Source organism: Pedobacter gandavensis (assembly GCF_014172405.1).
Classification (GTDB): domain Bacteria; phylum Bacteroidota; class Bacteroidia; order Sphingobacteriales; family Sphingobacteriaceae; genus Pedobacter; species Pedobacter gandavensis.
Genome location: NZ_WNXC01000001.1, coordinates 1,549,289 through 1,569,756, shown reverse-complemented (window position 1 = coordinate 1,569,756; position 20,468 = coordinate 1,549,289). Strand labels below are relative to the sequence as shown.

The following is a 20,468-nucleotide window of genomic DNA, read 5'->3' as shown; positions in this document are numbered from 1 at the left end:
TAAAGGTTAACCATTCAGGTGCTATCTTTACGGTTTTGTAAATAAGATACATTTTGGCTAAAGACAAGACTAAAGAGACACCTTTAATGCAGCAGTACAATGCTATTAAAGCAAAGTACCCCGGTGCATTATTATTGTTCAGAGTGGGCGACTTCTATGAAACATTTGGTGAAGATGCTGTGAAAACCTCCCAAATTTTGGGGATTGTATTGACAAGAAGGGGAAATGGACCTGGAGGTCATATTGAACTGGCTGGATTTCCACATCATTCTTTAGACAATTACCTTTCTAAATTGGTTAGGGCCGGACAAAGGGTGGCGATATGCGATCAGTTGGAAGATCCAAAAATGACCAAAACCATTGTAAAACGCGGGGTAACAGAGTTGATTACACCTGGTGTTGCTTACAGTGACAATATCCTGAGTCAGAAGTCTAACAATTACCTTGCTGCCGTTTATTTCGATAAAGCAGGATTAGGAGTATCCTTTCTGGATATTTCTACCGGGGAATTTTATGTGGCTCAGGGGAATGAAGAATACATTGACAAGCTGTTACAAGGCTTTAAACCTACGGAAGTTATTTTCCAGAAGAGTAAAAGGAAGGAATTCCTGGAGCTTTTTGGCGATAAGTTCTATACCTTCAGTTTAGACGACTGGGCTTTTACCACCGATTACGCAACAGAGACTTTACAGAAGCATTTTGAAGTCAATTCCTTAAAAGGATTTGGCGTAGATAAGCTGTCTATTGGTATCATTGCCTCCGGGGTAATTCTTCATTATCTGAATGAAACAGAGCATAAGAACTTAAAACACATCAGTGCTATTTCTCGCTTAGAGGAAGATAAATACATGTGGCTGGATCGTTTTACGATTCGAAACCTGGAATTGGTGAGTTCCAACAATGAAAATGCAGTAACGCTTTTTCAGATTTTGGACCAGACTTCTACGCCAATGGGTGCGCGTTTATTGCACCGTTGGATCATCATGCCGCTTAAGGAATTGAAACCGATTCAGGAACGACTGGGGATGGTAGAATACCTGGTTAAAGATGAAGAACTGGTAGAGAAATTCCTGGACCATATTAAACAGATCGGTGATCTGGAACGCCTGATTTCTAAGGTAGGCTTGTTGAAAGTTGGCCCAAGAGAATTGTGTCAGCTGAAAAAGGCATTGTACCATATTGAGTCGGTCAAAGATATTGCTAACGCCTCCGATAATCCATTCCTAATGGCTTTAGCGGCGCAGTTAGACCCATGTTTATCCATCCGGGAAAAGCTGGAAAGAGAATTACAACAAGATCCTCCTGCTTTACTGATCAAAGGAAATGTGATTGCAGACGGGGTTGATGAAGAATTAGACCGCTTGCGTAAGATCTCCTTTGGTGGAAAAGATTATTTAGTAGAAATTCAAAAAAGAGAAGCAGCTATTACTGGTATTCCTTCTCTTAAAGTGGCCTTTAATAACGTTTTCGGTTATTATTTAGAGGTTACACATACACATAAAGACAAGGTTCCTACCGAATGGATCAGGAAACAAACACTGGTCAGTGCGGAGCGTTACATCACTCCAGAGTTGAAAGAATATGAGGAGCAGATCCTGGGTGCGGAAGAGAAGATCATGCAGATCGAAATCCGCCTTTATGGAGAATTAATGCTACTGGTAAGTGCTTATATCAAACAGATCCAGCTGAATGCTTTTTGTATTGCACAACTAGATGTATTGCTGTGTTTCGCACAATTGGCGGTTAAAAATCACTATGTGAAACCAGCGATGAATAAAGGTAAAGGTTTAGATATCAAGGGTGGCAGACATCCGGTGATTGAAAAACGATTGCCTGTAGGCGAAGAGTACATTACGAATGATGTTTTTCTGGACAATGTGACGCAGCAAATTATCATCATTACCGGTCCCAATATGTCGGGTAAATCGGCAATTTTGAGACAAACCGGTTTGATCGTACTGATGGCACAAATGGGTTGTTTTGTTCCCGCTAAAGCAGCAACAATTGGCTTGGTGGACAAAATATTTACCAGAGTTGGTGCTTCAGATAACCTTTCTTCCGGAGAAAGTACGTTCATGGTAGAAATGAATGAGACGGCAAGTATCCTGAATAACATTTCGGAAAACAGCCTGATCTTACTGGACGAAATTGGTAGAGGTACCAGTACTTATGATGGGATTTCCATTGCCTGGGCCATCGCAGAATTTCTACATACCCATCCTACAGCCAAGCCTAAAACTTTATTTGCCACGCATTATCATGAATTGAATGAGTTGGCAAATACGATGAGCAGAATTAAAAACTTTAACGTTTCCATCAAAGAGGTGGGTAACAAGGTGATTTTCCTGCGTAAGTTGGTGCCAGGAGGTAGTGAGCATAGTTTCGGTATCCATGTGGCAAAGATGGCTGGTATGCCACCTAAGCTGATCAACAGGGCCAATGAGATCCTGAAGAAATTGGAAATTGATCGTACAGAAGGGCAGAGTATTAAAGATAGCATTAAGAAAGTTCAGAATCAGGCTTATCAGCTGCATATGTTTGCGATTGATGACCCGGTTTTAGTAAAAATAAGAGACACGTTAAATAACCTGGATGTGAATGTTTTGACCCCGGTAGAGGCTTTGCTGAAACTGGATGAAATTCAACGCATCATTAAACAATAAACGATATGACCATTAATCAGACCGCTCTTAAAGGAAGATTTAAGTTGTTGCTGTTGTTAATGGTATTGCTCGTTTTTTCTGCCTGTAGCACCAGAAAAAACACCAATGTGAACACGAGTGGTAACAGGGCCGCAGTAGTGATGGCTCATTTGAAAAGTAAGCCTTTGTACCGTTTTATCAACGATTGGACGGGTGTAAGGTACCGTTTAGGCGGATTGGATAAGCGGGGTATCGATTGCTCTGGTTTTGCCTTTTTATTACAAAAGAATATTTACGGAAATGAACTGCCAAGACGTTCAAGTGATCAGGCCGCGGTTATCCGCAGTAAAAGTGTTGGCCAATTGAAAGAAGGTGACCTGATATTCTTCTCTTTTGGTGGCAGAACCGTAGATCATGTTGGGGTATATCTGAGTGATAATTTCTTTGTTCATGCTTCAACTACCCGTGGGGTAGTGGTAGACGATCTGAGCTTGCCAGCCTATCAAAGGGCAATGGTAAAAGCCGGTTCCATCAAAAACTAATCCTTTCTTTTTTTTACGTAATAGGGTTGTTTTTATAGCGCTAATGGCTTGTTGCTGTGCTGGTTTAGCAATAAGCAGGAACAAATACGTCAAACTCCTGTTGTTATATTATACCAATTTAAATAATATATGACAGAGAGACACACTTATCAAACCGGAATCATTGGGAATTGCGCTTTCCTTGCTCACGTAAATAAAAACACCAATATCGATTGGCTATGCTGGCCTAGATTTGACAGCAGCTTTGTTTTTGGTGGTTTATTAGATCAGGAAAAAGGAGGTGAATTTTCTATCCTCCCGGCTGCTGAGTACCTATCAAAACAGTATTATCTGGAAAATACCAATATCATTTGCACGGAAATCAGCAATTCGGAAGGCAGTTATCGCGTCACAGATTTTGCGCCGCGTTTCCATCAGCATGAGCGCTATTTTAAGCCATTGATGCTGATCAGGAAAATAGAACCCATCACCGGAAATCCCAGGGTCAAAGTAACCTGTAAACCGGTATGTGAATATGGAGGTAAGAAACAAAATGCAAACCGGGGAAGTAACCATCTGGAATTTACGGGAGATACGGAAGACATGCAATTGAGCACCAATATCTCATTGAGTTATATTGAAGACGAAAAGTACTTTGCCTTGAATGAAACAAAGTACCTGATTTTAACCTATGGGATTGAACTGGATGCACCCATCATCAGCACTGCTGAACGCTTTTTAGTGGAAACTAAAAAGTATTGGCGTACCTGGATTAAGCACTCTACGATTGTCGGCTTTTATCAGTCGTATATTATCCGCTCCGCACTCACTTTAAAAATCCACCAGTACGAAGATACCGGCGCAATCATCGCGGCAAGTACCACCAGTTTGCCTGAATCTCAAGGGAGCGGCAGAAACTGGGATTACCGCTATTGCTGGATGAGGGATACCTATTATGTGATTACTTCTTTAAATCATATCGGCCATTTTGAAGAGATGGAAAGGTATTTTAATTACATCACTGATCTATCCTTCAGGGATGAGGAACGTTATCAGCCCTTATTTGGTATTGCCGGGGAAAGGGTGTTGACAGAGCACATCGTTACTGATTTAAAAGGTTATTTGGGTAATACGCCAATCCGAATCGGGAATCAGGCTTATGAACACATTCAGAATGACATCTATGGACAGGTATTGATTTCCATGTTACCTTTATATACAGACCGGCGTTTTATTTACTCGGAAAGAAAGGATTCTGAAAAATGGCTGGATTATTTGCTGAAAAAGATTGAACGTACTATTGATGAAAAAGATGCCGGTATATGGGAATTCAGAAACCTTCCGAATACCCATTGTTATACGAATCTATTCCAATGGGCTGGGGCAAATGCGGCCTTAAAAATGGCTAAAACTATCGAGAATAAACCCTTTCAGGAGCGCGCTCAGGTTTTAATTGATAAAGCCGCGCAGCATATTGAGGATTGTTATGATCCGCTGCGTAAAGTATACACGCATGCTGTGGGGAGTCCTTACCTGGATTCCAGTACGCTGCAATTGATCTTAATGAACTACCTGGATCCGAATTCGCAAAGGGCGAAAGATCATTTGATCGCTTTGGAATCAGAACTTAAAGCGGAAAATGGTTTGTTTTATCGCTACCTGCATACCGATGATTTTGGTAAACCGAAGACAACTTTCTTAATTTGTGCTTTTTGGTATGTGGAAGCATTGGCCTGTGTAGGCAGGTTAGATGATGCCATCAGGGAATTCGAATCCATCATTAAATATTCGAATCATTTGTTGCTGTTTAGTGAGGATGTAGATGAAGTTGACGGGGGCCAGTGGGGGAATTTTCCACAAGCTTATAGTCATGTTGGCTTGATGAATGCAGCGCATCGCATTGCGATAAAGCTGGATCTACCCTCATTTTTATAAATGATTTACTTGAAGCCCTGGTCCTTATTGGACCAGGGCTTGATTTTTAACCTTTATTTTGGCGTTATTGCAGCAGTTCTTTGAGAAGCTCCCTGACTTCTCTAAAATCTTTCAGGTAATACCGTGCTGCAGAAATGTTGCTGCCCACCTTGATGGTATAGGCTTCCGGTTCTAAAGCCTTAAAAATGTCCTCATCGGTATGGTCGTCGCCAAGGGCCAGGATAAAATCAGGGCTTTTCGCGTAAAGCCAATTTTGTGCTGCTTTTCCTTTGTTAACTTCAATGTTCTTGAATTCGATGACCTTGTTTCCTGGCATCATCTGTAATCCTTTGTCAGCAATAACCATACGGAGGTGGTTGATGATTTCGTTTGCTCTGAGGGCTCCTAAGCCTTCTTCTACTTTTCGGTAATGCCAAACCAGCGAATAACTCTTTTCTTCAATAAAAGATCCTGGCGTACGGTCTGTATAAGTATCTAAAACGGTCTTTACTTCCTGTTTCCACTTGTCGGTGAGTAGGGGCAAAGGCTTCCAGTCAGTATGCTTGTATTTTTGCCATGCGCCATGTTCTGCAATCATATCTACATCTAAATGGCCAAACCACTGTTCTAGCGTCTGGTAATTACGGCCACTGATAATGATGACTTGATTTGCAGGGTCACTGGTTAATTGCTTTAAGATCCCATAGAGTTCTTCATCAGGGGATGCCTGATTGATATCGGCATTAAAGCCAACCAGTGTTCCGTCATAATCCAGAAAGATATACCTGTCTTTTGCATTTTTGTAATCAGTAGTGATTTGATTTTTGATGGATGCGACGGCATGTTTGGTGTGTAATGATTCCTGCATGGTTTTGACTTCTCTTAATTTATCCATAAAGTTTTTCACCCAGAGGTGTATGTTGAATTTGCTGACCATTGCCCTCATGCTTTTCATTCTGATTTGTTGTTCTTCGGCTGGCATATTAATCGCCTGAATCATCGCTTTGACCATATCTCCGATATTATTCGGGTTTACGATCAGGGCATCATTCAATTCTTTGGAGGCACCAGCCATTTCACTTAAAATCAATACGCCATCCTCATTGAGCCTGGAGGCTACATATTCTTTACTCACCAGGTTCATTCCGTCCCGCATTGGCGTTACCAGGCAGATGTCTGCGGCGCTGTAAATTGCGGAAAGGAATTCTACAGAAAAGGAACGGTAGAAATAATGTACCGGGAGCCAGCTGATGGTTCTGAACCTTGCATTAATGTTCCCCACCAATTGGTCGATCTGGTCTTTTAACTCTTTATACTTAGGAACGGTATCTCTTGATGGCACTACAATCATGTAAAGCGCTAGTTTTCCCAGGTATTCCGGATGTTTTTCAAGTAAAAGCTCCAAAGCCTGAAGCCTTTGTAAAATCCCTTTACTGTAATCCAGGCGATCTATGGTTAGAATGGTCTTTATATTTTTTAAACTGTTTTTAATAGAAACAGTGAATTTTGCGACTTTTGGATCTCTGGTCAGGCGGTCAAATTTATCATTGTCAATCCCCATTGGAAATGCTTCCACAACGATTTGTCGGTTTTTATAAATCAGGATATTGTCTGAAGGATTACTGGAAGTTAACCTGGATGCTGCACTGATAAAATGTCTGGCATCATCGAAGGTATGGAAACCCAGCAGGTCTGCGCCAAGAATTCCTTCAATGATTTCTTCTCTCCAGGGGATGAGCCTGAAAATTTCGAAGGATGGAAATGGAATGTGCTGGAAAAATCCAATGGTGACGGATGGCTGCTCTTCCCGGATTAAATTTGGCAATAATAAGAGTTGGTAATCGTGTATCCAAATCTTATCGCCACTGGAAAGGTGCTGCGTTACTGCCCGCTTAAATTTTTCATTTACGTCCTGATAAGCATCCCAATAGGCTTGTTCAAAATTCGCATAAGTAACGAGGTAGTGAAATACCGGCCATAGAATCTCATTGGAAAATCCCTCGTAATAGCCGTTAATCTCTTCGCTGCTCAGGAATACAGGGATGAGGTTTAGCTCAGCAAGTTTTTTGGTCACTTCTTCCTGTCTTTCCTCTGGTACTTCCAGGCCTGGCCAGCCAATCCAGATGTTATTTCCTTCTTTATAGATAGAGCCAAGGCCTGTGGCTAATCCCCCTTCACTGGGACTCAATTGATAAACGCCGTTTTCTTCTGTTATTTTTACCGGTAACCGGTTGGAGATGATGATGGTTTTACTTTCTCTTATCATTATACTAAATAATAACGGAGTAAGTTGCTTATTGTTTTGATTTTTTAACTATTGGGTATTTAATGGGGCCGATTCCACCGAATCAGCCGGATGTTTTTGGGATAAGCGAAATTATCAGCCTATATTTGTAAGGACAATTGAGCAACAGCATTATGTCCCTACCAAAACAAGAAGATTCCTTTTGGAAAAAATACAAGAAATTTGCAACAACAGAAATCCTGATGTACCTGATTATGGTCATCGGAATTGCCTTAGGTATTCTAATTCTCAGTTAATTATAGCGTATATACGATCTTAGTTTGATCAGCAGTACTGATGTCATTGATGAAAGTACTGAACTCCTGATACTGCTCCGCAGGATAAGTGCCATCTTTTATGGTCATTTTCCTTTTGTAGATGATCGTTTTTCCTTCTATTTTAATGGTTGAGCTATAGCTCCCAAATGCGCTTATGATTTCTTTGTTCTTAGGTTGTAATTCCAATTTATACCCTTCTGGAAGTTGAAAAATTAATTCGTCTTCGTCCGTATATCCTCTATTGATATAAACTTTTAAGGTTCTATTTTTTACTTCCCGAATCGTCTGATTTTTATTGAATAGGTTGAGTTCAAGATAAAAGTGCTTGTTGTTATTTGCCACATATTTTGGGATCTCCAGGTTAAAGGAGGTGGTTGTGCTTGGTTTTAGACTTTTGTCCTGGCTGAGCTTAAAATCACTGAAATTAATGTTGTCGACATCATATTTGTCTTTTAACAACTTGAGCTGCTCGGTGTTTGGCTGGCCGATAAGCGGATTAAAACTGTCGTACTGGGCCCCAGTATAAACTGCTTTAAGATTACCCCTGATGTTGCCAAGGCTATCGACCTGAAGACTTACGTTTCTATTCAACTGGTTCATCTCCGTGGTTAGCTTGGGGGTATGGAGGATTTTTCCGCCATCGGGGCTACAGGCGAAAACGGTTCTGTCATCCGTAAAATCACCAAGAAAACCGAAAGGATTTTCTGAACTCGTACATTCCAACCAGATGGTATCGGCTTTTAGGGGAAGGGCTAAAATGATGTGGTTACCTTGCTCCATATCTGCAAAGTTGGGATCCATGTCTTTTTTCGCATCTCCGGCATTCACCACACAGTATAGCGAGGGGATACCCACACTTTTTAAAAGTGTTTGGGTATAATTTACGAGTGCTTTACAATCGCCATAAGACATTTGCTGAACTTCGGCTGCCGGCATGGGCTGAAAACCTCCAATGCCTATTTGTACACTGATGTACCTTGTTTTTTTCTGTACGTATTCATAAATTTTTTTGGCTTTTTCCCGATCGTCCTGGAGACCACTGACCAGTGCTTTGACCTCCTGTATGCTGGATTCCGGTAATTGCTGTCTGTCTTTGATCAGCTCTTCATAGACCCATTTTCCCAGTTCTTCCCAATTTTGATACTGACCCTTATGGCCATAATAACTAAATTGTTTGGCTGCAATTTTTACTGCGGTTGTATAATCCTCCGGATCGGGTGCAAAGGGCTCTTTTTTCGTTGCGGGCTTATTGCTCAGCTGCCAGGTATAACTTTTCGTTTTTTCAGTAGTTTGAACTTCTGCTTTTCCTGAATAATTGCTTTCCTTAATTCGGATTTCATCCGCGGGTTTGGTAATAAAAACATACTTATTGCTTTCTACAGATTGGTCCGGATAGGGATTACCATACCATTCTGGAAGGATGAGGTTTTGTTTATTCCGCAATTCATATTCATAAACAATGGTATAGGGATAGGTCATCACTCGGGGGCTGTAATATTTTACGCGGTAATCAACATACAGGCTTCCATTGCTGACTGCACTTTCATCATTGAAATCACTTTGTGAAAATTTATAAACGGGATTTCCGAAAGCATCGAGTAACTGACCTTTTATGCGTTGAATCACGGTGCTTTTGTTGTAATGTAAGGCCAGTTCTGCCCTGGGATCTCCATTTTTATTCCAGACGGTAATCACCTTTTTAACACTGACCATGACCTGATCTACGTCCCGCATTTCTACGGTAGTTAGCATATCGCGGATCACCGAATTGGCATTGACTTTCAGGTTTCCAGGTATTTTATCAACGGCATAATTGGACTGTGCAATACCGGAGATCGTCGTTCCTAAGGAAAGCAGGAGCAAAATCAGCTTCTTCATTTTATGGTGTTTTTTTAAGGATGATGTCTGTTTTTTGATTTTGAATGATCTGACTGTAAAATTCTTTTAAAGAAAGATATTCTGAAGGGTCATAGATTGGTTTACTCAATTGCAGGAGCTGAGTAAAGGTAATGACATGGTCGGCAACCTGGGTTTTAGTCAGGTAGCGGCCTCCGTTATCAGCTAAGCCAATGCTCATGTCTTTCGGCTGATCTACCAGCACGTAATCTTCTGGGATGGTCAATTGAATGTTTATGCGACATTCTGAGCTACCACCTAAATCTACCGGATAAGTTCGGTCATTCAGGTTAAATGGATTTTTGCTAATGTGCTCTATGAAAAAGGGACTGAAGAAGACCTTAGACATTTGCGCTGCATCGAAGGAGTTGATCAATAACTCGTATTTTTCTGTTAAGGGGAGTTGGAGACTATCCAGGTTAAGAATCTCATGCTGAGTAATACTGATTTTCGGCATTTTTTCATCCAGTTTCTCTACGTATTCAGCGATGGAATTGGCTTCTTCAATGGCCTTTCTTTTTTTTAGTGCGGTATAACCGGAAGAATAAGTAATCAGTTCTCCTTTGATCTTTCCATCTTTTGTTAAAGTGGCGTTAAAGTTATATCGGCTATAATCTTTTTGTCCAGCGCTGACATCATACCAATAGGAAGGTTTTTTTAAGCTAATGACTCTTCCCTGGCCGTTGATGCAATGTAGCGGAAGCATACCGAAAGGCAACAGGGGAACTGATGCGTCCAGTAAAAAACTTTGTTCCCCAATGTTTACTTTAACCACTACATAATTGAAATTAGTAATCACTGGAAACAATCGATTCAATTCGCCATTGTTACGTGTAGAGAGGATGAGGGCTTCCGCATCCAGATTTGCGGCAGTCAAGGCTGATATTAATCCAAGATTAATATCTCCCGTATTTCCAGAATGACTTGCTAATGCTTTTTTAACATCGTTTTCACTGTAAATGCCAATGTATCCATTGGATTTGATGTTCTTCGCGATGTAGGCATACACAGCCTTAGCTTTGGAGAGGTCATCGGTTGTGTTTTTTAAGATCTCTGGCATTAAATCTTTGAAGGCATCTTTCTTTTTCATTTGTGAACCAAAAGAACGATCCGATTTCAGCTCATAATCTATGTCTTTCCAGCTCTTGGTCAGGTTTACTTTACCACCTGTGATCATCACATAATCAGACAGCTCAAAGTTAATGGCAGATTTAAAATTCACCGGAGCAGTCATGTAATTTTCTTCTATAAAGGCTGGAATGTTCTTCATGATATACGTCATCTTGGAACAGTCTACATTAGTGCCGTTTAATCTCAAACATTCTTTGTTGAGTTCTGCTTTGGTGTCACTTAGTTTTAGAGCGCCTCTTAATACGACATTATAATTGTATAAACCAGGTATATAAGCCACATACTCACTATGAAGCTTTGGGATATCTGATTGGAAGTTCCAAGGTCTAAAGTTAAAGATATAAGGACTGCTGATTTGATAGCTATATTCTATAATGCTGCCATCCTGAAGGTTTGGTATTGTAAATTTTGTCTGCGCGGTATATTTGCTGCTTTTCTCATGAAAGATTTTCTTTGGATCAAGCGCAGTTTGTTTGAATTCGCCATCGATAAAGTTAACGGTGACTGCTTTGATGTTCGTAATCTGATCTTCTTTATCGCCATAAATGCGTTGCGGAATGGTAATATTCCCCTGTTCATATCCTTGTTTATTGAATATTTTAATGCGAACATGGTAGTTAAAAGTAACCACCAACCTACTGTCATCAGCATTTAACTGGATTCTGGCGGTTCCAAATTCCTTGAGGACAATGGCATTGGCATTGGAATCAATTACCGTGTTTTTGAGGTCTAGTTCCTCATGGGTAATTCCTGCAAAGGGAAAGTCCTGTGCCTGAGTAGTTAGCTGGACCAGCAGTAATAGAGAGAGCAATAAAAGGCGTTTCATAAGAGCAATTATTTGAGCCTGCAAGTTAAGTTACTTTACGCTAAATAAGAATTTTTAGCGTTGATTATCATGTAGGTCAATAAATAATCAGTTGTCATGGAATTCATCATCATGGTATTTAGTGGATTACTAAATAAGTTGAGGTTTAATGGATGATTTTTACGACTTTTGAAGAGCTACCAAAGTGTTAATCATGGATTCTTTAGGATTCAAACCTTTAAAAATAGCAATATATACGAATGAAATTAAATTTAAACCGCCCTCTTGCTTTTTTTGATCTGGAAACTACAGGTGTTAATGTAGGTGCAGATCGCATTGTTGAAATTGCCATTTTAAAAGCGATGCCCGATGGTACGGAGCAAATCAAAACGATGCGCATTAATCCAGAGATGCCGATTCCTTTAGCATCATCCCTGATTCATGGGATTTATGATAAAGATATCGCTAATGAACCAACCTTTAAAGAGGTGGCTGCAGAACTGGCTGATTTTATTGGAGACGCTGACCTTGCAGGTTACAATTCCAACAGATTTGACATTCCGGTATTGCTGGAAGAGTTTTTAAGAGCAGGAGTAGATTTTGATATGTCTGACAGGAAATTTGTAGACGTTCAGAATGTTTTTCACCAAATGGAACAACGCACTTTACGTGCTGCATATAAGTTTTATTGCGATAAAGATATTGTTAATGCGCATTCTGCTGAAGCAGATATTACCGCTACTTACCACGTGTTACTGGCGCAAATTGAGCGTTATAAGGATACCGAGTTTGAAGATAAACAAGGGAATATTTCTAAGCCGGTAAAGAATGATGTTGAGGCCTTGCATACTTTCACAAATATGAACAAACCAGTAGATTTTGCTGGCAGAATGGTATTTAATGAGCAGGGGCAGGAGATCTTTAATTTCGGTAAGCATAAAGGTAAAACTGTAGAGCAGGTATTTGATACTGAGCCAAGTTATTATGCCTGGATGAGACAAGGAGACTTCCCGTTATATACCAAGAAAAAACTGGAAGAGATTTGGGCAAGATGGAACAAGAAAAAGGAGCAGTTGAAACAAGAAAAACAACAGCAGACCATTGCGAGTAAACCAAAACCAATAGTAGGTTCTGGCGCGAGTAATGTAGTTAAGCCTGCAGTTCCTCAAGAGAAAAAGACAAAACCGGCTGTTGAGGTGACCAATGATATGTTGGAGCAACTAAAAATGAAGTTCGGTAAATAAAGAATATCAATAAAAATACAAAGAGGCTGCCGCAAAGTTAATTAACTTTAGGCAACCTCTTTTTTGTTTAAAAACAACATCTATATGCTGATTAAAAGAATCTCATTTCTTATCTTTTCTATTGGGCTATCCAGTATGGTATCTGCCCAGCAAAGTCTTCCGGTTCTTCCGGAAATTCAGGCAGCTTATGCTAAAGGTACCCGTTCTGTTTCTGGTAAACCAGGTCCGAAATACTGGCAGAATACAGCCAATTATGATTTAAAGGTGAATTTTAATCCGGAAACCAGAGCCTTGAAAGGGGTCGTGGAAGTGGTTTATTATAACAACAGTCCGGATACACTGAAGCAATTGTGGTTTAAATTATATCCAAACCTGTATAAAAAAGGGGTGGAGCGCAATACTAAATTCAATGACCGCGACTTGCATGAAGGGGTAAATATCGCTGCTATAGTGGCTGATGGCCGCGAGATTGCTCAGACCGCCATTACCATTGAAGGTACGAATATGAAGGCTACCATTGCGCCACTAGCTCCCGGAAAACAGATCAAATTAAAAATCGATTACCAATACGACCTGAACAAAGGTTCTCATATGCGTACCGGACAAGTAGATGAAGGCTCCCATTTTGTAGCCTATTTCTTCCCTCGTATTGCGGTTTATGATGATATTGACGGCTGGAATAAATTCCCTTATACGGGCGATGTAGAGTTTTACAATGACTTCTGCAATTTCAAAGGAGAAATCACCGTCCCAAAGAATTTTGTGGTATGGGCTACAGGAGATTTAATGAACGCGAAGCAAGTACTTCGTAAAGACATTGCTGCGCGCTTAGCGAAGGCAGAAAAGGTGGATGAAGTGATTGACGTGATCAATGATCAGGATTTGGCAAATAAAGCTGTTACTGCAGATCAGGCCTTTAATACCTGGAAGTTTGATGCGAAAAATGTGACGGATTTTGTTTTTGCACTGAGCGACCATTACCTGTGGAAATCAACCAGCTTGGTGGTAGATCCTAAGACAGGAAGAAGAACTCGTGTAGATGCTGCTTTTAATCCAATTCATAAGGATTATTATGAGGTGATTGATTTCGCCCGCCAGACGGTACATGCGATGAGCTATTCTTTTCCTAAATGGCCATATCCATATGCGCATGAGACGATCTTTGATGGCCTTGACCAGATGGAATATCCGATGATGGTAAACGACAATCCGGTAGAAAAAAGACAGGATGCAATCACGCTGACGATTCATGAAATTTTTCATACGATGTTCCCTTTCTATATGGGCATCAATGAAACCAAATACGCCTGGATGGATGAAGGTTGGGCAACGATCGGGGAATGGCTGATTGCTCCGATGATCGATACCACCATGGTGGATGAATATGGGATTGCAGCAACGGGAAACTCTTCAGGTACAAAAGATGATACCCCAATCGTGACTTTAAGTACGGAACTTAAAGGTGCTGGAACTTTTACAAATTCCTATCCAAAACCAGGATTAGGTTATTTGTTTGTGAAAGATTACCTGGGTGATGAAGTGTTTTTGAAAGCTTTGCACCATTATATCAAATTATGGAATGGTAAACATCCAACGCCTTATGATTTCTTCAACAGTATGAACGAAGGTTCTGGGAAAAACCTGAACTGGTTCTGGAAACGTTGGTTCTTTGAAGAAGGAGTAACCGATATGTCGATTGATGGTGTAAATAAAACAGCTGATGGTTACGCATTTGTGGTACGCAATAAAAGTAATAAACCTTTACCGATAGACTTAAAGATCACGTATGAAGATGGCTCTACTGCTGATGTGCATAAAAGTATAGGTGTATGGGAAAGTGGCGATAATAAGGTGATTGTCAATGTGGTTACGAACAAGAAATTTGTAAAAGTGGTCATGGGCAGTGCGCATGTACCTGATAAGGATAAAAGCGACAATGTTGGAAAAAACACAGTCGATAATTAACAAATCTTAAATAGATTAACGTAAAAAGGCACCATTTCTTAATGGTGCCTTTTTACGTTAAAACCGATCTGTTTGATTAGGTTTTTAATGTTTTTTGGTTGTTCAGCAACATGGTTAATGCTTTTTCTGCTCTGGTAGTCCTTGTTGCTTCCTGTTTTGCAGAGCCTACCCAGTCGCAGTAACCTTGTTTGTAGGATTTCGCCAGGCTTTCAAAGAAAGTGTTCGCAGTTGGGTTTTGGTCTAGTAGTAATTGAAGTTCTGCTGGAGTACCTTCAATGTGTTCACCTTTTTTAAGCATAGTTATCTGGTTGTTTTTATAAAGTCAATATTTCTGCTGAGCCCTTTATATTTAGTGCGTTTTACAGCGGAATTCTTAAAAATTGTCTTGAATACGTCTTCTGTAATGTCCATCCAATCTTCCTTTTTCATGTTCAAAAGCTGTGGGTTGGGTTGGAATTGTGGTTCTGTATTTGGAACGGAAAACCTGTTCCAGGGGCATACATCCTGACAAATGTCACAGCCAAACATCCAGTTTTCCATTTTATCATTAAATGATTTCGGGATTTCCTCCCGGAGTTCTATCGTCAGGTAAGAGATACATTTTTTAGCATCAATAATAAAAGGGTTCAGGATGGCATCGGTCGGACAGGCATCTATACATTTGGTACAAGTACCGCAATGGTCGGTTACAAAGGGCTGGTCATATTCCAAGTCGAGGTCTATAATCAGCTCTGCCAGAAAAAAGAAGGAGCCACTTTTTTTATTGATCAGGTTACTGTTTTTCCCGATCCAGCCAATTCCAGCTTTTTTCGCCCAGGCGCGATCTAAAACCGGTGCTGAATCTACAAAAGCCCGGCCTGATACCTCGCCGATTTCTTCATTGATGAAGTTCAGCAATTGAAAAAGCTTGTCTTTGATTACTAAATGGTAATCCATGCCATAGGCATACTTGGAGATTTTTGGCGCCTCAGGGTCTTGTTGTTGGCTTTCGGGGTAATAGTTGAGCGTAAGGGAGATGACCGATTTTGCATCATCAACCAATAACCTTGGATCCAGTCTTTTGTCGAAATGATTTTCCATATAATTCATTTCTCCATGGTGCTGGTTTTGCAGCCACTTTTCTAATCTTGGTGCTTCTTCTTCCAGAAAACCGGCTTTGGCAATCCCGCATTGCATGAAGCCCAAGCGGAGGGCTTCCGCTTTAATTAGCGCACTATATCTTGCTGGATTGTTCAACATCTGGTACAAAGATAAGGTTTAGCGATAAAACCTTTTAAAAGATGTACTGTTATTAAAGTACACCAAATGTAGAAATCATGGAAACTAAGCATGAAGAAGGGAATCAAGAACCATTAAAACCCCATAAACCGATAGAAACGGATTATGCGAAGCACCAGGAGGATCCGGGGCCATCACCTCAGGCGGTAAATGAATATGATAAAAATGGCGCTGCAGTAGCGTTAAAATGGATTATTCCGATACTGATCCTCGCCCTGTTGATTTATTGGTTGTTTTTTAAATAGTACCAAAGCCGTCAAAGCTTTGGTACTAAATAAGTGATTATTTAAGTAGACGTACTTCATAAAGATCTTTACGACGATCTTTCAGGATTCTTACGGTTCCAAAATGGTGGATTTCATCTAACAGGTGGAGGTCTACATCCACTACCAACATCATTTCTGTGTTTGGGGTAGTTTCTGCTTTTACCGCATTGGTTGGGAAGGCGAAATCTGAAGGCGTAAAGACAGCGGATTGTGCAAACTGGATATCCATATTGTTTACTTTCGGCAGATTACCTACGCAACCGGCGATTGCCACATAACATTCGTTTTCTATCGCTCTTGCCTGTGCACATCTTCTCACCCTGGTATACCCATTTTGAGTATCAGTAAGGAAAGGAACGAATAGAATCTGCATTCCTTGATCGGCATAAATTCTGCTCAGTTCAGGGAACTCCACATCGTAACAAATCAGGATCCCTACTTTACCACAATCGGTATCAAAAACCTGGATTTTATCTCCGCCCACCATACCATAATATTTCTGTTCATTTGGCGTGATGTGGATTTTTCTGAATTCATCTGTTTTACCACTTCGGTGACATAAGTAGGTTACATTGTACAGCTTATTGTCGTCTACTACCGGCATGCTTCCGGATACAATATTTACATTATATGATACGGCATACTCTTGCATTTTGGCTACAATTTCATCCGTAAACTCTGCTAATTTTCGCATGGCCTCCATCTCTGGAAGATCATTGTAAGGTTGTAATAGTGGCGTATTAAAGAATTCAGGGAACATGATAAAGTCCGACTGGTATCCACTAACTGCATCTACGAAAAACTTTACCTGTTCATAGAATCCTTCAATATCGGGGAAAAGGCGCATTTGCCATTGTACCAAGCCAATTCTGATGGTTTTCGCGGAGCGTGCTGAAGCATCAACACCTCTATAATAAATGTTATTCCATTCTAATAAGGTGGCATAGTCTTTAGATTCATGATCTCCGGGAAGGTAGTTCTTCAATACTTTTCTAACGTGAAAATCATTGGATAACTGGAAGGTCAGGGTAGGGTCGAAGATCTCCTTCGCTTTTACCTTATCGATATATTGTCTGGGGCTGAGGGTATCTGCGTATTGGTGGTAATTGGGGATTCTACCTCCGGCAACAATACTTTTAAGGTTTAAAGTTTCGCAAAGTTCTTTCCTGGCTTCATATAACCTGCGTCCTAATCTTAGTCCACGGTATTCCGGGTGTACAAAGATTTCTATGCCATAGAGTACATCACCTTCTCTATCATGCGTAGAGAAAGAGTAATCTCCGGTAATGTTCTTGTAAGTATGTTTATCACCATATTCATCGTAATCTACGATGATGGATAAGGAACAAGCCACCACTTTACCATCTACAGAGATACAGAGCTGACCTTCAGGGAATAACTTCAGCAATCTTTCGATGCTACTTTTACTCCATATTTGTCCGCCAAGTGTATCATAGGCCTGGCTCATGGATTCCTTTAAATCATTATAGTCTGCTAAAGTGAGTTTTCTTAATTCTATGTTCATATACCTAGGTTTAGGTGATCAACACAGAAATGATGCCTAAAGCAGGTAAATACTTAAAATAGTTTGCCTGTATGTCCTGGGAAGTTCTTTTGCAGGTGTTTGTAAGCGGCTTCAGTTACCTCTCTTCCACGGGAAGTACGCATCAGAAATCCTTCTTGAATTAAAAAGGGTTCATAAACCTCTTCGATGGTTCCTTCATCTTCTCCTACGGCGGTAGCAATGGTTTTTAAGCCTACAGGGCCACCTTTAAACTTGTCGATAATGGTGACCAGGATTCTGTTGTCCATTTCATCCAGACCGTGTTCATCTACATTTAAAGCTTTCAATGCATATCTGGAAATGGCGGTATCAATCTTCCCATTACCTTTGATCTGTGCGAAATCCCGGGTACGTCTGAGTAGGGCATTGGCAATACGAGGTGTTCCCCTGCTGCGGCGTGCAATCTCATAAGCACCTTCTTCGGTGATTGGTGTTTTTAGGATATCAGAGGAGCGGAGTACGATGGTGGTCAGTAGTTTCGCATCATAATAAGCCAGACGGGAATTGATCCCAAACCTGGCCCTTAATGGTGCGGTTAGTAATCCGGAGCGGGTAGTGGCTCCAACTAAGGTGAAAGGATTCAGACTGATTTGTACGGAACGGGCATTTGGGCCACTTTCCAGCATGATGTCGATCTTGAAATCCTCCATTGCAGAATACAAATATTCTTCTACCAATGGGCTTAGCCTGTGGATCTCATCGATAAACAAGATATCACCTTCATCCAGGCCGGTTAACAATCCGGCCAGGTCGCCTGGTTTATCCAGAACCGGACCTGAGGTTACTTTAATTCCTACACCCATTTCATTGGCAATGATATAGGAGAGGGTAGTTTTACCAAGTCCCGGAGGACCATGTAATAAAACATGGTCTAAAGGTTCTCCGCGTAACTTTGCAGCCTCTACAAAGATCTTTAAGTTCTCCATGATCTTTTCCTGACCTGTAAAGTCTTCAAATGCCTGCGGACGTAATACTTTTTCAATATCACGTTCGATAGGGGTTAAACTTTCAGCGTTCGGGTCCAGATTTTCATTCATGGGTGTAAAGTTAGTATAAAAGGCTTAAAATTGATATTATTTACTAAATTTATTAGCCACAACAGCGTCTTTTATGCCATTTGCATAGTTGTAAAAGCCTTCTCCGGATTTTACACCTTTGTTTCCGGCAGTCACCATATTGACCAGTAATGGGCATGGTGCATATTTAGGATTTCCAAAACCATCATGCAGCACGTTTAAGATCGCCAGGCAAACGTCAAGGCCAATAAAATCAGCCAGTTGAAGTGGTCCCATTGGATGTGCCATTCCCAGTTTCATCACCGTGTCAATTTCGGATACTCCTGCTACGTTTTCGTACAGGGTGTATATCGCTTCATTGATCATGGGCATTAAAATCCTGTTGGCTACAAAGCCCGGGTAGTCGTTTACTTCTACCGGGGTCTTAGCCAATTTTGTAGAAAGCTCCATGACGATTGCAGTGGTTTCATTGCTGGTTGCATAGCCTCTGATTACTTCTACGAGTTTCATCACAGGAACGGGATTCATGAAATGCATGCCAATCACTTTATCGCCGCGGTTGGTGACTGAAGCTATTTTGGTGATAGAGATGGAAGAAGTGTTGCTGGCCAGGATGGCAGCAGGCTTCGCAAAGCTATCCAGGTCTTTAAAGATTTTCAGTTTAAGGTCCAGGTTTTCCGTTGCAGCTTCAACAATCAAGTCAGCATCGGCAACGCCAGCCTTCATATCAGTGAAGTTAATGATGTTTTTAAGCGTGTTTGTTTTTTCGGTTTCCGTAATGGTACCCTTGCTCAGCTGACGGTCCAGATTTTTAGCAATGGTTGCGATGGCGCGATCCAAAGCCTCATTATTGACATCAATTAAGTTTACCTGATAACCAAACTGCGCAAAAGTATGCGCGATTCCATTGCCCATAGTTCCTGAGCCAATCACTGCGATGTTCTTCATTTATGTTTCTTTAAGGTAATAAGTTATGGCGCTAATCTATTGATAATCCATGAACCTTCCACTAAGTGATAATTTAAACGGTCGTGCAGGCGACTAGGGCGGCCTTGCCAGAACTCAATATGAGTAGGACTCAGTAAATATCCTCCCCAATGTAGCGGACGAGGGATTTCTTTGCCTTCAAATTCTGCAGTCAGTTGTTTTACCTTTTCTTCTAATATTTCCCGGTTTGGGATGACACTACTTTGTGCTGAAGCGCTTGCACCAATTTGGCTACCTATCGGGCGCGAATGAAAATAAGCAGTAGAATCTTCCGGAGCAATTTTGGTCACTGTGCCATCTATGCGTATTTGTCTTTCCAGTTCCGGCCAGAAGAATACCATGGAAGCATGTGGGTTTTCTGCGAGGTTTTTTCCTTTATCACTATTGTAATTCGTATAGAATACAAAACCATCTTCATCGAAGCCCTTTAGCAGGAGTATACGTGCAGAAGGTATGCCCTTGGCACTTGCTGTTGCCAGAGTCATGACGTTTGGTTCAAATAATTTCGAGTCTACCGCTTCGGTAAACCATTTTTTGAATTGCAGGATGGGATTGCTTTCCACATCAGTTTCGTTCAGTTGTGCTGAGCGATATTCCTGTCTTAAGTCGTGTAGATTTTGTTTATTTAGCTCCATATGCAAAAATAGGTTTTAGTTTATTTAATATTATCGCTAAAT

The 20,468-nt window shown here is 40.8% G+C and carries 15 protein-coding genes; 6 read left to right on the top strand and 9 right to left on the bottom strand.

Going from position 1 to position 20,468, the window contains the following annotated elements:
- Nucleotides 1-53: 53 nt before the first annotated feature.
- From mutS to GM920_RS06305, 3 genes are all read left to right on the top strand, one after another.
- Nucleotides 54-2,663 carry a DNA mismatch repair protein MutS gene (mutS, locus tag GM920_RS06315; protein WP_235964450.1) on the top strand — a complete coding sequence of 870 codons (2,610 nt, stop codon included), beginning with the start codon at nt 54-56 and terminating at the stop codon, nt 2,661-2,663.
- A 5-nt stretch (nt 2,664-2,668) separates the two neighbouring features.
- Nucleotides 2,669-3,184: a C40 family peptidase gene (locus tag GM920_RS06310; protein WP_182954570.1), complete on the top strand. Its 516-nt coding sequence runs from the start codon at nt 2,669-2,671 to the stop codon at nt 3,182-3,184.
- Between the two features lie 129 nt (nt 3,185-3,313).
- Nucleotides 3,314-5,098, top strand: a complete 1,785-nt coding sequence (locus GM920_RS06305) for a glycoside hydrolase family 15 protein (RefSeq protein WP_182954568.1) — start codon at nt 3,314-3,316, stop codon at nt 5,096-5,098.
- A gap of 64 nt (nt 5,099-5,162) precedes the next feature.
- Here GM920_RS06305 and GM920_RS06300 read toward each other — a convergent pair whose 3' ends face one another.
- From GM920_RS06300 to GM920_RS06290, 3 genes are all read right to left on the bottom strand, one after another.
- Nucleotides 5,163-7,343, bottom strand: coding sequence for a bifunctional alpha,alpha-trehalose-phosphate synthase (UDP-forming)/trehalose-phosphatase (locus GM920_RS06300; protein WP_182954566.1), 2,181 nt, complete (start codon nt 7,341-7,343; stop codon nt 5,163-5,165).
- Nucleotides 7,344-7,618: 275 nt separating this feature from the next.
- A complete protein-coding gene (locus GM920_RS06295) occupies nt 7,619-9,517 on the bottom strand; it encodes a DUF3857 domain-containing protein (RefSeq protein ID WP_182954563.1) in 1,899 nt (632 codons plus the stop codon).
- Between the two features lies 1 nt (nt 9,518).
- Nucleotides 9,519-11,492, bottom strand: a complete 1,974-nt coding sequence (locus tag GM920_RS06290) for a DUF3857 domain-containing protein (protein ID WP_182954560.1) — start codon at nt 11,490-11,492, stop codon at nt 9,519-9,521.
- A gap of 239 nt (nt 11,493-11,731) precedes the next feature.
- On the opposite strand from GM920_RS06290, the gene GM920_RS06285 reads away from it, so the two are divergent.
- Nucleotides 11,732-12,715 (top strand): 3'-5' exonuclease, encoded by a 984-nt coding sequence (locus GM920_RS06285; protein ID WP_182954557.1) that lies wholly within the window; start codon nt 11,732-11,734, stop codon nt 12,713-12,715.
- Nucleotides 12,716-12,799: 84 nt separating this feature from the next.
- Nucleotides 12,800-14,680 carry a M1 family metallopeptidase gene (locus tag GM920_RS06280; protein ID WP_182954556.1) on the top strand — a complete coding sequence of 627 codons (1,881 nt, stop codon included), beginning with the start codon at nt 12,800-12,802 and terminating at the stop codon, nt 14,678-14,680.
- 76 nt (nt 14,681-14,756) lie between these two features.
- Here the strand turns inward: GM920_RS06280 and GM920_RS06275 are convergent, their stop codons facing one another.
- Together GM920_RS06275 and queG are read right to left on the bottom strand one after the other, a co-directional pair.
- On the bottom strand, nt 14,757-14,978 hold the full coding sequence (locus GM920_RS06275) for a YdeI/OmpD-associated family protein (protein ID WP_182954553.1): 222 nt from the start codon (nt 14,976-14,978) through the stop codon (nt 14,757-14,759).
- A gap of 2 nt (nt 14,979-14,980) precedes the next feature.
- On the bottom strand, nt 14,981-15,919 hold the full coding sequence (queG, locus tag GM920_RS06270) for a tRNA epoxyqueuosine(34) reductase QueG (protein WP_182954551.1): 939 nt from the start codon (nt 15,917-15,919) through the stop codon (nt 14,981-14,983).
- A 77-nt stretch (nt 15,920-15,996) separates the two neighbouring features.
- Here queG and GM920_RS06265 point away from each other — a divergent pair, with 77 nt between their 5' ends.
- Nucleotides 15,997-16,203, top strand: coding sequence for a hypothetical protein (locus GM920_RS06265; RefSeq protein ID WP_182954549.1), 207 nt, complete (start codon nt 15,997-15,999; stop codon nt 16,201-16,203).
- A 37-nt stretch (nt 16,204-16,240) separates the two neighbouring features.
- On the opposite strand, the gene GM920_RS06260 is transcribed toward GM920_RS06265, so the two are convergent.
- The 4 genes from GM920_RS06260 to pdxH are packed head-to-tail and all read right to left on the bottom strand — an operon-like array spanning nt 16,241 to nt 20,426.
- Nucleotides 16,241-17,749 (bottom strand): carbon-nitrogen hydrolase family protein, encoded by a 1,509-nt coding sequence (locus GM920_RS06260; protein ID WP_182954546.1) that lies wholly within the window; start codon nt 17,747-17,749, stop codon nt 16,241-16,243.
- Nucleotides 17,750-17,802: 53 nt separating this feature from the next.
- Complete coding sequence (gene ruvB / locus GM920_RS06255) at nt 17,803-18,825, bottom strand: Holliday junction branch migration DNA helicase RuvB (RefSeq protein ID WP_182954544.1); 1,023 nt, start codon at nt 18,823-18,825, stop codon at nt 17,803-17,805.
- 36 nt (nt 18,826-18,861) lie between these two features.
- A complete protein-coding gene (locus tag GM920_RS06250) occupies nt 18,862-19,752 on the bottom strand; it encodes a 3-hydroxybutyryl-CoA dehydrogenase (protein ID WP_182954541.1) in 891 nt (296 codons plus the stop codon).
- A 23-nt stretch (nt 19,753-19,775) separates the two neighbouring features.
- The gene (pdxH, locus tag GM920_RS06245) at nt 19,776-20,426 is read right to left on the bottom strand and encodes a pyridoxamine 5'-phosphate oxidase (protein WP_182954539.1); all 651 of its coding nucleotides are present in this window, start codon (nt 20,424-20,426) and stop codon (nt 19,776-19,778) included.
- Between the last annotated feature and the right edge of the window lie 42 nt (nt 20,427-20,468).